The organism is Desulfonatronovibrio hydrogenovorans DSM 9292, from assembly GCF_000686525.1.
GTDB classification, from domain to species: Bacteria; Desulfobacterota; Desulfovibrionia; order Desulfovibrionales; family Desulfonatronovibrionaceae; genus Desulfonatronovibrio; species Desulfonatronovibrio hydrogenovorans.
In genome coordinates, this window is sequence record NZ_JMKT01000011.1 from 115,919 (window position 1) to 130,180 (window position 14,262).

Consider the following 14,262-nt stretch of genomic DNA (forward strand, 5'->3'; position numbering starts at 1 on the left):
CCCTGGAACACAATCTGAACAACTCGCTCAAGGTCCCTGCTCATCATTTATCCTTGTTTAATTCTGCATAAAACATTGACCAGATTTCGTTTTCCACAGAGGTTAAATACCCATGGGGAAAGATATCAGGCCGGAGTTCATAAAGCATCTTGCCCCTGGCATGTCCTAAGTAGCAGGCCGTTTTGATTTCTTCTTTCTGCCAGAGGCTGGCTGCTCCCCCAGGGTCATTCCCTGTCCTGATAAAACCAGGATTTTATTGGTCAGGGCATATCCGTCCACCGGGGCAACCCTGAAGATTTTGCTTGCATTTTGAATATCAAGAACTGGCTCAACACAGCCCATGGCCAGGACTTCAATCCGTTTGGCAAGATCGCCGGGCATGTCGTCTCCAAGTCCCATTACGTCTTTTAATCCTTTGATTTTTTCATTCTGGGCCTGGCCAGCAATAGCTTCCAGAATAGCAGCAATATTCTTTGACTTATTCAGGGCTTCGTTGGCTCTGGCCATTTCTTCGCCTGTCAGCCCACGCACAAGAAACTCCGGCTTACTGTCTTCTTCAAAAAAATCAGCTAGAGCTGGAACCGCAACGGCCTCAGTCCTGGCCTGAAATTTTGCCTTGCTGAATTTTTTCAGATCAAAGCTCATACAACCTCCCAGGTTAAGCAGGGCAGGGTGGTGCCTGCCCTGCAGTATTACTCTGCAACCTCTATGGCAGGGCCGTCAGCGGTCAGGGTGCAGGCTGCCTGAATTGAGTCGCCAGCCGGAAATGTCCGGCTGATGCCAAGGATTCCCTGGGCCAGCAGGTGCGGAGCACGTAAGCGATGTGGATAAAACCTGAACCACAATTTTTGATTCTTAAGGGCCAACAAGGGGTCAGTCACCCCGTCTCTCAGATAGGCGGTAAAGCTGCCCTGGTTCAGAGCGCTTGAGCTTGCTCCGATGGCTCCTCCATATACCCCGGTCGAGGTCTGGCTATGGGTGGTTTCAGGTGGGATAAATTCAGAAGCAGGCTCAAGGTTTGCAAAAGATGGTGTGTAATATTCTGCAAACACGCTCTTGCATGTCCTGGTCACGCCGTTGTCATCACTGTGTATTTCAGGCAATGCTGAAATAAACTCGATTTTTCCTTCTCCGTAATCCTCGGCATAAAGTGGAAAGTCGTATCTTTCAGTTGAAACACCGACAACCTGCCTGACTGCATCAGCCGGGACAATCTCCGGATCAGATCCCTCAAGCCTGATCTGGGCAATCTCAATATGGCCTTCAGGAATCCAGGGTGGTCCGCCTGCCGTGCCACGGGTGCCGCTGAAAGCAGGGCCTTCATCCACACCAGAAACGATTGCAATTTCTCCTGCATCAGTAATGGTCACGCTGTTGATCCGGAATTTGTCCGTTGAATTAGTGGATCTCGTGACTGTCTGGGTGGCGATACTGGTCAGGTCAACCTGTTCTCCACCAAGATAAGCAGTTAGATTGCTGATATCGATTTCATTGTTTCCTGAACCTGGGGTGACTGTTCCACCGGTGATCAGTCCGTCCGGCCTGACCACCGGTTCATAACCGGCCACTCCGGACCAAGGTGCATCTGAACTTGAAAATGTCTTATTATCATTGGTTGACAATGCCTCCATGGCCACAAATTCTTGCCCCGCTTCATACTGGATAAGGGCTTGATCTGCCTGATTTGCTCGTAATGACATGATAATATCCTCCGTAAGTTATTCGTTGTTGCATGGATTGCCTGTTGCTGTTTCGAACGTAACAGTAATGGTTACAGCTATGGTGATAAGGGCCGGGCCAAGTTCAGACGGGTAATCAACAATTCCCCCGCCAGTGTAGATCAGGGCCACATAATCGTCACCGATTTGGATTTCACCACCGTCAAAACATGCTTTGTGAAGCTCTCCAAAAGCCGGTTCTCCAATATCAAACGCCTCCTTGCCATCTGCCAGGGAAAGCAGGGCAGACACATCAATTTGCATTGTACGCAGATCCGTACCGTACCTGGTACGTTCTGATGTTTCTGTCCCGGCTACAATTGTGACCACCGGCAAGGGGTCTTCATCCGGGTCAAATATTGTCCTGCCAGCATGAATTTCCGGCTCAAACTCTGCCCAGGAATATGATTGTAGCCTGGCTTTCAGGGTCTCGATAATTTGCTGTCTGACTGTCATCCCCATTTTCCCTGTTGTTTGCGAAATTCAGCATCAATTTCTCGTTGGATGTTCGTGTCCAGCCGCCTGGCAACTTCGGTCTGGATTCGAGTCCAGTTTTCCGGTGAATTGTACAGCACTTCGGGATGGGCCGTGGTTATGGCCTGGATCGGATATCTGGGAACAAGCCTGGAAATCTGCTTCGGTGGGTCGCCTTGTCTGCGGAAGACTATCTGCTTGCCGCTGATTCTTCCTGATGCCTTGAACGCCCTGGGAATCACGCGTCGGCCTGTACTTTTTCGGACATCAACGCTAATCCCTTTTTTTGTCTGTCTGGTTCCAGTGATGTCAGTCAGATGAACAGGTCCGCCTTTCGACTGAACATGGCCTCTGATGTTCTGCCGAGTAGCCTTGGCAATGGTGATGCGCTTTCTTAGGGCAGCTGCCTTGTAATTGTACCGTTCTCTGATAATTGAAACCAGGTCCGTCTTTACGCCGGTCATGGCCTTGTTCAGAGCCCGGACTGCAACCCAGGGCATTTCATTGGCCATGTAGTTAAGGTCGCGCTGGGCAGATCTGATATCGTCTGATGATATGCTGATAGTCGGCTGCATCACACACCATAGTTCAAGTTCTTGGTTTCACGGTCCACCTGCAGTGTCCAAAGACCGGCATCAAGACTGGGTATCCCGACCACATGGTAGACATGTCCACCATGGGTGATCCTGTCCCCTTGTTTGCAGACAGCCACTTGATCCGCCTGGACATACAGGGTTAAACTGGTGACAATCACTCCAGGGGTCCCTGCGGATTGGAGCATTGCTTCATCTGGTATGATTTCAACAGGTTCTCCATTGTAGGTTGCCTCTTCTGCAAATTCGTCCTGGTTAAAAAAAACCTCAGCCAGGTCTGATTTTATCTGGTCTTTAAATTCCATTTTTTTACCGGTAAAACAGTTTACTCGCCTCAAAATGCCGATCCCAATAGCTACCTCTCCAGTGGGTAGCTTTGGTCGGTCCGGTGCTTGATCCTGAGTGCCAGAACTCGGGTTGCTCAATGTGCATCCCCAGATGGCCGTAAGGTCTGCTCGGCTGCAGCGTCCACCAGACAACATAGCCGCATTTCGCCTCTGACCAGTGCTGATCCGGACCTGGAGTGGACAGGTAATAGCGTTGGCTTGTTGTCCGGGGGACAGGGCGGCCGATGAGTTTGGAAACCTTAAAAATTGCTCCAGAACAATCAAATCCACCAGCTGCAAAAGAGTTTCCACCCCAAACATATGGAGTGCCTTCAATGGTCAGCCATGCCTCCTGAATATCCTGGCAAAGGTCAGAAGCTTGCGCTGGCGATGACGAGTGACAGCCCCAGAATAAAAGAGGCAACAACAAGACCCAGGGCCATAGGATTTTCATAGAGCTTGTCCCAAATGTTATAGGCTTGACGTTTGTTCACCACCCAGATCCCGCTGATGAGCAGGACCGCGCCCAGCAGTCCAGCAAGCAGGCTGGTCAACAGATAAAGCTGAATACTCATTTGACTTCCTCCTGCCATAATTGGATCATGTCTTTATCCTGGTTATGTTTTTCTATGATCTCCAGCAGATCAATTGCATAATGCAGCAGGTCACTGTTGGTTTCGCCATCAAATTCAAGGGGATGACGCTTGACAAGCCAGGCAGCTGGAGGGGTCATGTAGATATACTCAGTCTTGGTAACTGTCTGGATCTGTGGCTTGCCGCAGCCGCTCAACAATAGGAGCAGGCAAAGGATCAAGAGCCCATTTCCGGGCTTCCAGTTCCAAACTATGCATGTCCTGTCTGAGTGTCTGATACTCATGTTTTAACTCCTGAACCTGCAATTCACGCAGAGCAAATAGCCTTTCAATGCGCTCTCGCTCAGCTTCGATTTCAGATATCCTTTGTTCCATGTCTTTAAGATCCTGTATCTGCTGTATGATAATCTGGGCCTGTCTACCGGTCTCTCTTAGGGCGTCTTCGAAGCGCCACCAGACAAAACCGGCTACACCGGCTAGTAAGAAAACCATAATCAAAGGAATGATGATTTTTTTAGATTTAAATATGGCGAAAAGGCCCATCATTATTGACCATTTCCTTCATTCAGTATTTTTGACCGGATCTCAGGCGTAAGATCAGGCATATAGCTGACCAGGCTTCGAAGCATCTTGAACTGAATGTTTGAAGTTTTATCCAGCTTTCTCAACTGGTCATGCAGTTCATTTACAGTCTGTTTGTATAAATCTTTGCGGACAAAACAGCGAAGCATGACAAAAATGGTGCTGACCACCCCTAAAATCATAGAGACCAAGCCGATTAAGATTGCTTCCAGGCCGGTGAAAGTCATTTATTTGTGTCCTTTGTTTTGTGCTGAAACAGCCATTCATATTTCTTGCAGATCCGTTCGGCCTGGACTCGGCTGATTCCAAATCCTCTGAGTCTGCAAAACAGGTGCAGGCTGTTGGTGTTGTGCTGCCACCAATTTATGGCTTTACGTTTCCAGTTCATTTTCCTTTGTGTCCCGACCGGGCGGGAGGTAGTGAATAACCCGGCCGGAACTGGCGGTGGAGTGTGGTTAAATGCCAACGTTAATCTTGATCAGACAAGTGGTGGCGGCACTGGCAGCGTCCTCGTATGCAATGCCAATGCAGGGCAGCTCAGGCTCAGATCCGGGTGTATTGGAAACCTTGCCTGTGGTAGCGTTCCAGTACACCTTTTTTCCCTGATCCAGTTCTTTTCCGGAGGGATCGGCTTCCTTGTCCAATTCCCAGACGTTTTCGATGGCGGCTGATCCCTTCTTAGTGTTATCGATATCGGTGATGCACACTGCTGCAATGTCCCCGACAATGACCAGTTCGCCGGATTTCAAGTCTGTGCCGGCAGTAATATCCATTACCCTGCCTTCGTATCTGTAATTAGTGGCCATGACTTATTCCTCATGCATTGCGGAGCGGTTTTATGCTCCGGTTAAGGTTTGGTTATGCAGTGCCGTCGTTCAGGACCAGGGTTCTGAATTCCATGGCTCCGACGCCAAAGAAGTGGCGGATTTTCCATTCAATGGCATCACTGGTGAATGCTTCCCGTTCCATGATCTGGGGCTGTTCGTATCCATCCAGATAAGCCACCTCAAAAGTGTCAAACTGGGCAGGGTCGGCGATTATGTACCATCCAAGGCCGGAAAAGACGTCCAAAAGGTACGGTTCGACTATGGATACAAACTTGCCCTGCATGGGGTTGAGCACTCCGGAATTCTTATCGTCAGTTACACTGGCCGCACTTCTGAGCAGGACATCAGTGACCATCTCTTTTTTGGGCGATACAAGCAGGAACCTGGGCTCGATATTCAGTCTGGATCCCTTAAGGCCTTTCTGGGCGCGCATGAGCTGGCGGGCTGCATCCAGATTCTCAGCGGTAATGGCTCTGCCAGTTTGCAGCAGGTTTTTATGGACCGTGGTTTTGAAAAGCTGCCTGTTGTCGCTCATGGTCGGGCCATGATTGTTGCTGCCACTGGTAAGCAGGCTGTACACCAGCTCGTTTTCTTTTCTGCGGGCTGCTGAGCCAAGCAGCCTGGGCAGCCTGGTAAAGGCACGCAGGTCATCATTGACAATGGATTCAAAGGTCAGCTTGACGATTTTTCCATATTTGAACACCCTGTATTTTTCTGCGGAGTCTTTGAGATCCCCATACTTGTATTCCCCGGCCTCGCTGACCAGATCCAGGTCGGGGGCTTCAGACAAGGACACATTGTACATGTCCTTGAAATCTGTTGCCGGGACCCTGTTGGTCCAGGCAGGATAGGTGACCGGAATCTCCTCATACGATTTCTGCAGGGTCTTGTTGGCAGCATCCCGGAATATCTCTGGAAAGTCGCTGGTGGTCATGGTCATCTGCCTGCTGTTGAACACGAAGTCCGCAACCATGCGCCGGGAGTGCAGGCTGGAAACATCGTGGCCAGACCTCATCAGAGACTCACGGATTATCTGGGCTATCTCGTAGCCCATGAGCTGTTTTGCTCCGGCAGTGGGTTTTTCAATGTGCAGGCCAGCGCGCATAACCAGGGCATCGACAGCCGCGGACTTGAATTTCTCGTTTTCGGTTTCACCCGACTGGATGCGCCCGGCACCAATGGGCGGGTTGGTTTCTGCCATCTTGGCAAAGATTTTTTCCCTGGCCGCATCAAGGGTGGTATCGTTTTCAATAAGCTCTTCGGCAAAGGCCTCCTTAAGGCCTGCCAGGCGAACGGCCTGACGAATTTCTTTTTGGCGGGTCTTTTCAGCCTTTCTTTCCTCGGAGCGGATCTTTTTTTGATCATCGCTGGAAAGATCGCCTCTTGCCAAAAGGTCCTTCATGAACTGCAGGGCCTGTTCATCGGTCGCATCCTTGGCCAGGCCCTTGGCCTCCAACAGTTTTCTGAGTTCTGGATTCATTTTCTCTTCCTCCGTTTTTATGTTGTTAACGCGGGCGCTGGCCGCACGCTGTAACGTCTGCGGTGTGGCTTTTCTGTCTGGAGCCTTCCCTGGAGCCCGGTCAAAAATTGATAGGTCAAACATTGCCTGTGCTGCCTGAGTATCAGGATTATTGCCGTCAAGCTGGTCAGCAAATCCTGCCTCGATGGCCTCTAACCCAGTGAACCATGTTTCCTGGTGCATCCAGCCCCGGATCTGGCCCAGGTCCTTACCGGAACGCTCAGCATAAATTTCAGACATAACTGTCTCAATCTTGTCCAAAAGGTCAGCTTCTTTGCGCAGATCCTCGGCCGTACCGATCATTAAAGCCCAAGGGTCGTGGATCATAAAGAATGCCGACCTGGGCATAATGATGGTCTGGCCGACCATGGCAATGATCGAGGCCATACTGGCGGCCAGGCCGTCTATGTAGACATTGATTTTTGCAGAATGGTTCTTAAGCCAGTTGTAAATAGCGGTACCTTCAAACACAGATCCGCCAGGGCTGTTGATATGCAGATTGATTTCGGTCACGTCTTTAGGCACTGCATCAACAATGTCCTGAGCTTCGATCCATGGCCAGCCAATGACGTCATAGATGTACAGATCAACGGTCTGTCCGTCGGACCGGGCAATGTGCTGGCCGAAATTCTTGGGAGCATCCGGGTCTTTGCGCAAGGCTATGATTTTTTCGGCTATGCTCTGCTTCCTTTCCGCATTAGCCTGGATTTTTGCTATCTTATTAATGGGAAAAGGCATGGCTATTCCTCCGTAGCGTTAAGTTTTTTCTCTTTAAGAATGGCCTCTTCCTCGGCCAGCTCTTCTATTTCCTCGTCCCAGTCCAATCCTCGCTCAGCTGCCAGACGGCGGCGGTTGGTAATCTTCATCCCGAGTTCAAGTTGTGCTCCCCGGGCATCTTTTTGGGGGTCGATCCATGGCCAGCCAGGGTTCTGCCACTGGACAGGGACCCTTTGCGGCAGGCTGCCCAGCATCTGGGCCAAGCGGGCATAGTCTATCCAAGACTTCCAGACCCAGTTGTTGGGGTGTCGGTTCAGAAAAAACTGCATTTTGCGGTAGCCGCGCCGTTCTTCCAGAATCGCCTGTCTAGCGCTGGAGTATGTTGACCCTTCATAGTCGTTGGAGAAATTTTCATAAGAAAGTCCTGACCCGGTGGATGCGGACTTAAGGCTGGTCTTGGTGAACGGTTCGTAGGTCTGACCGGGGCGGTTGTACTGTGCGGCGCTGATCTTCATGCCTATGGGCAAAACATCGATGCGTCCCGGCTCCATATATTTGGGAATATCTGCAATGCTGGGTGTGTCCTGGTCGGTGCCTGCAAGGGGGTGGGTCATCTGATGTTCTGCATAGGGCGACTCAATGAAGATGCCGAAGGCCGCGGCCAGGCGGGCGGCTATGCGCTCAGAGCTCTGGTACTCGCTGAAGTCACGCATTTCCATGATGATGGATGCCAGCCAGGACACACCTCGGCCCTGGGAGGCCCGGCGGCGGTGAAAGACATGTTTGATTTCAGTAGCTGGAATGCGAACAGATTCGTTGAAAGTGGATCCCCAGAGACAGTCACCTGGATGTTCCTTAAACATCCAGTAAGCCACGGGGCGTCCTTGAAGGTTATATTCAATGCCATTTTTGACCTTGTTTCCGCTGCTCCCTGTCTCGTTTTTACTGCTGTCAAGAAAATCTGTTTCCAGGATCTCAAGGCCAAGAGGGACCAACCCTTTTTCCCGCAGATCCTCGTCCCAGAAGCGATGCAGAAAGAACTCTCCCTCAATCCATGAATGCCGGACAAAGAGTTCCTGAAGGTCGTAAAAGTTGACCAGATCGTCCTCTGCCCAAAGCTGGAACCCCTCTTCGATACGGTCATTATGTGCCTTATGCAGCTTTCCGTCTGATGTTTTCAGGCGGGCCTGGGGAAAGATTCCGGTATAAACCACATTGTTGCAGATTTTATTGATAGCTCCGGAAACATGGCTAGAGTTGCGTTCCAGATCACGAGCCCGGGCCAGAAGTCTTGTTCGGTCACGAGCCAGGACAGCGTCGGCTGATTTGTTTGGAGGGTTCCAGCCTTGATCCGGACCTTTTGGCGAAGCTCCGGTATAATGGGAAAGGACAGCTCTGGAGTGCAGGAAATTCAGTGCGGCTCTGGGGGCAAACAGGCCGATGGCCTTGGCAACATACCTGGACCAGGGATCAGTCTTGAGCCGGGGATTGCTTTGCCTGGGATCAACCACGATGTCCCCCGAAGATGACATGTCCGGTATTGATCCGGCCTTTGCGCTGAACAATGGCTATTCTGGCTTCCAGCTCTGTTATTTTTTTTTCAATTTCGGCCAGGTCCGGTCGGCGTAATCGCCTGGAGCCGATAGCATACTCCTGCCCAATGAGGATTTTTTCACGGGCTGCCCGGTACAGGGCAAGGTCGTTTTGAAGGGTGGTAAGGTTTGCCATGCCTCACGCATGACAGGGAAAAGAGGGGATGTCGTAAACTTTTCTTAAATTAAGAAAAGTTTACAAGTCCTACTTGGTGGAGAATATTATTTGTATGAAATTGTTCACAAAATCTTTTCCTGGTCATGTTGACAAGCCACGGTACTATATATAGTATCATTGTCAAATATGAGGCACTGGCTTAATGGGGAAAAGAGACAAGCTGTTATCTAAGTGGGAAAATGATCCGCCGAAGTTTGCACCGAAAGAACAAGTTTTAGGTGTTCTGGATTATCATTTTAAAAACCAATATGAGTATAAGGGTTCTCATATTGTGATTAAACACCCCAAGCTTAAAGATTACCCTGAAGACTATGGCCCAGACGGTCACTTTGTTGTTTCCGTAAGGGGAGGACAGCAAGTCAAAGGTGTTTATCTGAAAAAATTAGCAACTACCATTTCTTTTTTAAAAGATTTGGGAGAGTTGGGGTAGCAAAGAGGAGGTACATGTTATGCACAAGGTTGAAAAAAATATAAATTATTACTTAAAGCTGCCATATAAAATGGAAATTCTGCCGATCCCTGAAGGTGAAGGAGGGGGGTTTATGGCAACCCTTCCAGAACTCGGAAGAGAAGTTTTTGTTGGAGACGGCGACACAATCGAAGAGGCCATCGAAAGCCTTGAATCAATAAAAAATATAATGTTCGAGGAGTATCTTCGTAGCGGGGTAAATATTCCAGAGCCAGAATCAAGGCCTGCAGACTCGTTCAGTGGAAAGTTTGTTTTAAGGGTTCCGAGAATCCTGCATAAGGAACTGGCCAGTGGAGCAAAGAAAGAAAACGTCAGCCTAAATCAATATGTAAACATGCTGCTATCTCAAACAAATGAACGTTTGCAGCTTTTCAAGAGACTGACATCCGTAATTGACTGTCATTTTATGTCCATTAAGCAGGATATTGAAAAGCTGTCTTTTCAGATTAATACGTCTGACAAAGGCGCAAAGAAATGTCCCCTTTCAGATAAGATGTTTGATGGTCAATATAATTTTGAATATGCCAAAGCGGTATAAGAGGGACGATCATGAAATCTAAAAAATCAGAAGATTTCAAAATTCCACCTGACAAGTACAGGGAGATATTAAGGAATATAAGGTTGAAGGAGATTGTCTTGCTTAATGCCAACATTAAGTCAAACCGGGATAACTTCGCCAAGTCTTTGAAGGTTGATATAAACTTGTCGTCAAGCTCTTTTCAAAAGCATGATGATAATGTTGATATTGATATTAAATGCCGACTAGTCGCGTTTGAAGAAAAAAAGTCGCATTATGCTATTTTGATGGAATCATTTTACCGAATGTCAATAATTGCTGGGGAAGGCTTTGATGAAGATTTTTTTGAAATATATAAAGAAATCAACCTGCCGGTAAATATCTGGCCGTATTTTAGAGAGTTTATTGCTAACACTTCCTACAGGATGGGCATGCCGCCAATGACTCTCCCGTTTTATAAGACCTAACAAAAGGCAACATAAAAGGTTTATACAAAAGCCCCGGGAATGTCCGGGGCTTTTGTATTTTTATCTTCTGTGCAGGCAGTTGGCGTACTTGATGGCATCCACCGATTTCATGATCATTTATATGGTGCCGGTTACAAGAAGTTCTGTATTTATTTTTTAATGAGAGTGAATTACCTCTTCATTAGTAATGCGGATGGCTTTTTGTTCAGCGTGGTAGGCCTCTGTGCGTTTGGCATTAGCCTCAAGTGCTAGGCGGTTAATTTTAGACTGTACCGATGAGTCCTTCAGAAGCGGGACAGGCGTCTGAGCAACATGGTGATCCTCAATATGCTTTTGAACAGAACCGTACATGAAACGAAGTAATAGCTCTCGACCATACTCTGACGCCAAGAATATGAATAGATATCCTCCAATTTCAGGAGAAGAAGGTTCCACTCGTATGATATCATCGCTTGCAATAAGTTCATTCCAGTGTTCTGGAACGAGTGCAACTTTTCCGATGGTTCCACTTCGAGTTATGATGGTCATATTAGCAGTAAGTTTCAGGTCATGCTCTACTCGATCTCTGTGCTTAGCAAGGGACAAATATTTCTTTGTAGATGGATCGAGTTCACAGATTTGTTTTCCGCTAAAAAACGGTACGCCTTGGCCTTCTTTAACATACACGCGTGCAAATCGAGCGGGATGAATAATACGTTTTGATATTTTTGGATTGCCAATGACAGTTACTGCGAGGGCTTTCTTTTTTAAAAGGCGCATGATGGAGTCTATGACCGGTATATGATAGGAAGCGTCAAGTCGACCATCTATCTGGGAAAGATTGACCTGATAATTGAGTAAGTTGGGTTTGCCGTCGAAAGCATGCTGTCGCAGTTTTTCCAAAGGAGGTAGCTTGAGTGCATCATATAAAAGCCTTTCTGCCTCCGAAAGAAGGTCATTTGACTCGTCACGCAATGCATAAGAATTCATTATAAGATCATGTACCTTTCGTTTCAAAATGGGTGGTGGGTTTGGAATGGGAATGGATTCAAGATGCTCTGGCTCGATGTGCGATACTACAGCACCATATTCGCTAGTACGAATCAAAGCTTTACCGGTTTGGGTTTTCAGGAAAGCATAAAGATATCCAGTGTCGTGGTGTTCTTTGCAAGTTATACGTAAAAGGTCGTGGCTGAATATTTGACCATCCAAAGTTTTTCCGACGAGAGCTGTTCTTCCGATTGTACCTGAACAGGTTAGCAATATTTGGCCTTTGTGTACCTTTAACGCGTCGATATCGGTATTGGTCTTATATGAAATATAGCCACTTGGCTTTGGGTTTATTTCTGTGATTTGGGAGGGCTGAAAGATTGGGATGCCTGGCTTGTCAACCCAAATTCTTTTAAATCTTGGGCGGTGGTAGGCAGTGGACAACCCAGTCTCACCTGAGATTACTGTTTGCTCCCATTTACATTGATCAATCAGCTTTCGTGCATGCCTACCTTCAATATTGAAAACGCTTGCTTCAAGTCTTGAGCCGCGCTCTATTACTTCAGCAAGCATCACCGAACTCCAGTGAAATTCCTCCTCAGGGAGGTCTGTAGGATCAAGAGGAGCAACAACGTCTGAAGTGGTCCCCAATAACTGGACAGGGCTTTTGTGGACAGCTGATTTTACCATGACAGTCCCTCCTGTTTGCGCCACTGATGAAATACATTTGGGACAAGTTCTGTCTGGTCGTCTATTACTTTTCGTTTTGACTCTATTCTGCTGGTTCTGGTTCCATCAGCGATCTGATCCAGTTCGATGATTTCTACATCAGGGACAAGGATCTCATTGCCGTGCTTATCCCGCTTAAATAAAGGATTACCTCTTTTATCATGGCCAACACGTTCTACCGTTGCCATGAAAATAGGATAATCGGCCATATTGCCAGTTTTTTCTTCCTCGACAACCTGCTTTTCATCCTTTTTTTGAAGAAACAAAACTGATGTTTGTGTGCCGTTACGTGGTTGAAATGTGTCTGCGTGAAGATCGATACTTGCTAGAATGCGGGTCTTACGAATGAGCCATTCCCGAATATAGCCGAGACCGGGTGCCCCGAGAATGGAATCAGGTAAAACGATTCCCATACGCCCGCCCGGTTTGAGAAGCTGAAGACATCTTTCGATGAAGAGATGCTCAGGCGGTACCGATTTTTGCAGGCGTTTAGTCAACTTCCAACGGTCTCGATTATTTTTATCCCGCTCCCATATATGACCGAGTTCATATTGTTCTAGAATATGAGAATCTTTGATTGGGATTTTGCTGCCAAAGGGTGGGTTAGTTACGATAACGTCATAAAAGTTGACTTTATCACAGCTACGCAAAGCAGACTCTTTCACATCGAGAGCCCTAGCAAGATTTTTGCGAAAATCAGCGTCCCAAGCGTGGGGCGGCAACAATGAGTCGGTTTGAAAGATATTGCCGCTACCGTCGTTGTTCATTACCATATTCATTTTTGTGGCTTTGACCAAGTCAGGATTGAGGTCGAACCCAAAGAAGTTTGTTGAAGCAATTTCGGCAATTCGTTGCTGAAAAAGACGTTTTTCGTCATCTGTCCATTTTGACATAGGTCTTTCCCACTCATCAACAAGGCTTGATTCCATCTCTTGTATGACTTTGTTCATGGCAGTAACAAGAAAGCCGCCAGTACCACAAGAAGGATCAAGAACTTTATCTTCAGATGAGGGAGATAACATCTCAACAGTCATGTGCATGATGTTGCGTGGCGTAAAGAATTCGCCTCGATCGCCTCTAAGGTTAGCCCCGACTAGTTCTTCGTATGCCTTACCCTTGATGTCTATGTGCGTATTGAGAAGCGAGTATTTTTGAAGTTCGCTGACAATATAGGCCAAGCTACGAGGCTTAAGTTTGATTTCGTCATTCTGGTCAAAAATTCGGGAGTGCTTTCTTTTGACTTGATCAAAAATTGAGGCGATGCGTTTTTTGACGGTAAGCTGGCCATCAGGGCTAGAGCGTTCTCCAGAGGAAGCGTAAAATTCCAATGGTTTTCCTAAATTTCGTTCGTCCTCAATCTTGCAGAAAATGACTTTCAAGAGTTCAAAGAAGGCAGGCTGTTTTTGCATGCCATCTGTAACATAGATGTGATTGTGGCAAGTCTTAAAAACAAAGAGCAGATTGTCTTCAACTGCGTTCTTAAGGGTGTTGCGTTTGGGGCGATCAATGTCTTCAAGGCGACCGTCAGCTGAAGGAATGTCGTTAAAGTCAACAAATTTTATTTTACCATTTTCATTAACTGTTTTCCGGAAGACTTCTTTGTGTTTGCCATTGGTCCACATCCCCCATTCGCAGTTTGGGCATGCTGACATGTAGGATTGGAGCTGCCCCACGCCGTCCTTTTTCGCAGTGGGCAAGACGTTTTCTCTTTTGCATTCGATAATGGTTTGAATATGTTCCTGGGTGCGGCTAGGCGCTTTGGCAGAAAATATGACGATATCCGCACGTGGCTTACGGGAGCCAATATTTACAGTAAATTCTACTGCAATTTGTTCTTTTGGGTATTTGTGTTCATTTACAAGCCGTTTTTCAATATTTTGACGAACATATTCTTCTGGAGTGTCATTACGAAATTTACCATCAATATAATCACATATTTTTCCTTCGGGGATAACAATCAGCTTCGTCATTCCTTCTGACCTTTAATGTTGA

The 14,262-nt window shown here is 47.5% G+C and carries 19 protein-coding genes; 3 read left to right on the plus strand and 16 right to left on the minus strand.

Going from position 1 to position 14,262, the window contains the following annotated elements:
• Positions 1-165: 165 nt before the first annotated feature.
• The 14 genes from P771_RS17165 to P771_RS0109945 form a co-directional block, all read right to left on the minus strand.
• The gene (locus P771_RS17165; protein ID WP_051617246.1) at positions 166-645 is read right to left on the minus strand and encodes a hypothetical protein; all 480 of its coding nucleotides are present in this window, start codon (positions 643-645) and stop codon (positions 166-168) included.
• 47 nt (positions 646-692) lie between these two features.
• Positions 693-1,700: a hypothetical protein gene (locus tag P771_RS0109885; RefSeq protein ID WP_028575028.1), complete on the minus strand. Its 1,008-nt coding sequence runs from the start codon at positions 1,698-1,700 to the stop codon at positions 693-695.
• Between the two features lie 18 nt (positions 1,701-1,718).
• A complete protein-coding gene (locus P771_RS0109890) occupies positions 1,719-2,174 on the minus strand; it encodes a hypothetical protein (RefSeq protein ID WP_028575029.1) in 456 nt (151 codons plus the stop codon).
• Complete coding sequence (locus tag P771_RS0109895) at positions 2,171-2,767, minus strand: phage tail protein (protein ID WP_028575030.1); 597 nt, start codon at positions 2,765-2,767, stop codon at positions 2,171-2,173. The genes P771_RS0109890 and P771_RS0109895 overlap by 4 nt, the downstream gene beginning before the upstream one ends.
• Entirely contained in the window at positions 2,767-3,090 is a 324-nt protein-coding gene (locus P771_RS18710) for a head-tail joining protein (RefSeq protein WP_084301819.1), read from the minus strand. Before P771_RS18710 ends, P771_RS0109895 begins: the two co-directional genes overlap by 1 nt.
• 4 nt (positions 3,091-3,094) lie before the next feature.
• Positions 3,095-3,565, minus strand: a complete 471-nt coding sequence (locus P771_RS19230) for a C40 family peptidase (RefSeq protein ID WP_084301821.1) — start codon at positions 3,563-3,565, stop codon at positions 3,095-3,097.
• Entirely contained in the window at positions 3,483-3,686 is a 204-nt protein-coding gene (locus P771_RS0109905) for a DUF350 domain-containing protein (protein ID WP_028575032.1), read from the minus strand. The genes P771_RS19230 and P771_RS0109905 overlap by 83 nt, the downstream gene beginning before the upstream one ends.
• Positions 3,683-3,925: an Rz1-like lysis system protein LysC gene (gene lysC / locus P771_RS18950; protein WP_422614948.1), complete on the minus strand. Its 243-nt coding sequence runs from the start codon at positions 3,923-3,925 to the stop codon at positions 3,683-3,685. The genes P771_RS0109905 and lysC overlap by 4 nt, the downstream gene beginning before the upstream one ends.
• The gene (locus P771_RS0109915) at positions 3,855-4,250 is read right to left on the minus strand and encodes a hypothetical protein (RefSeq protein WP_028575033.1); all 396 of its coding nucleotides are present in this window, start codon (positions 4,248-4,250) and stop codon (positions 3,855-3,857) included. The genes lysC and P771_RS0109915 overlap by 71 nt, the downstream gene beginning before the upstream one ends.
• A complete protein-coding gene (locus P771_RS0109920) occupies positions 4,250-4,513 on the minus strand; it encodes a hypothetical protein (RefSeq protein ID WP_028575034.1) in 264 nt (87 codons plus the stop codon). Before P771_RS0109920 ends, P771_RS0109915 begins: the two co-directional genes overlap by 1 nt.
• Positions 4,514-4,741: 228 nt before the next feature.
• Complete coding sequence (locus tag P771_RS0109930; protein WP_028575035.1) at positions 4,742-5,092, minus strand: DUF2190 family protein; 351 nt, start codon at positions 5,090-5,092, stop codon at positions 4,742-4,744.
• Positions 5,093-5,144: 52 nt separating this feature from the next.
• Positions 5,145-7,370 (minus strand): ClpP-like prohead protease/major capsid protein fusion protein, encoded by a 2,226-nt coding sequence (locus P771_RS18345; protein WP_051617247.1) that lies wholly within the window; start codon positions 7,368-7,370, stop codon positions 5,145-5,147.
• Positions 7,371-7,372: 2 nt separating this feature from the next.
• Positions 7,373-8,881, minus strand: coding sequence for a phage portal protein (locus tag P771_RS0109940; protein ID WP_084301825.1), 1,509 nt, complete (start codon positions 8,879-8,881; stop codon positions 7,373-7,375).
• Positions 8,853-9,077 (minus strand): DUF6148 family protein, encoded by a 225-nt coding sequence (locus P771_RS0109945; protein ID WP_028575037.1) that lies wholly within the window; start codon positions 9,075-9,077, stop codon positions 8,853-8,855. Before P771_RS0109945 ends, P771_RS0109940 begins: the two co-directional genes overlap by 29 nt.
• A 184-nt stretch (positions 9,078-9,261) precedes the next feature.
• On the opposite strand from P771_RS0109945, the gene P771_RS0109950 reads away from it, so the two are divergent.
• The 3 genes from P771_RS0109950 to P771_RS0109960 are packed head-to-tail and all read left to right on the plus strand — an operon-like array spanning position 9,262 to position 10,572.
• Positions 9,262-9,549 carry a hypothetical protein gene (locus P771_RS0109950; RefSeq protein WP_028575038.1) on the plus strand — a complete coding sequence of 96 codons (288 nt, stop codon included), beginning with the start codon at positions 9,262-9,264 and terminating at the stop codon, positions 9,547-9,549.
• 19 nt (positions 9,550-9,568) lie between these two features.
• Positions 9,569-10,126, plus strand: a complete 558-nt coding sequence (locus P771_RS17175; protein WP_051617248.1) for a toxin-antitoxin system HicB family antitoxin — start codon at positions 9,569-9,571, stop codon at positions 10,124-10,126.
• A gap of 11 nt (positions 10,127-10,137) precedes the next feature.
• Positions 10,138-10,572, plus strand: a complete 435-nt coding sequence (locus P771_RS0109960) for a protein-export chaperone SecB (RefSeq protein ID WP_028575039.1) — start codon at positions 10,138-10,140, stop codon at positions 10,570-10,572.
• A 156-nt stretch (positions 10,573-10,728) separates the two neighbouring features.
• Here the strand turns inward: P771_RS0109960 and P771_RS0109965 are convergent, their stop codons facing one another.
• Positions 10,729-12,231: a restriction endonuclease subunit S gene (locus P771_RS0109965; protein ID WP_051617249.1), complete on the minus strand. Its 1,503-nt coding sequence runs from the start codon at positions 12,229-12,231 to the stop codon at positions 10,729-10,731.
• The gene (locus P771_RS0109970) at positions 12,225-14,240 is read right to left on the minus strand and encodes a type I restriction-modification system subunit M (protein ID WP_028575041.1); all 2,016 of its coding nucleotides are present in this window, start codon (positions 14,238-14,240) and stop codon (positions 12,225-12,227) included. The genes P771_RS0109965 and P771_RS0109970 overlap by 7 nt, the downstream gene beginning before the upstream one ends.
• Positions 14,241-14,262: the final 22 nt, after the last annotated feature.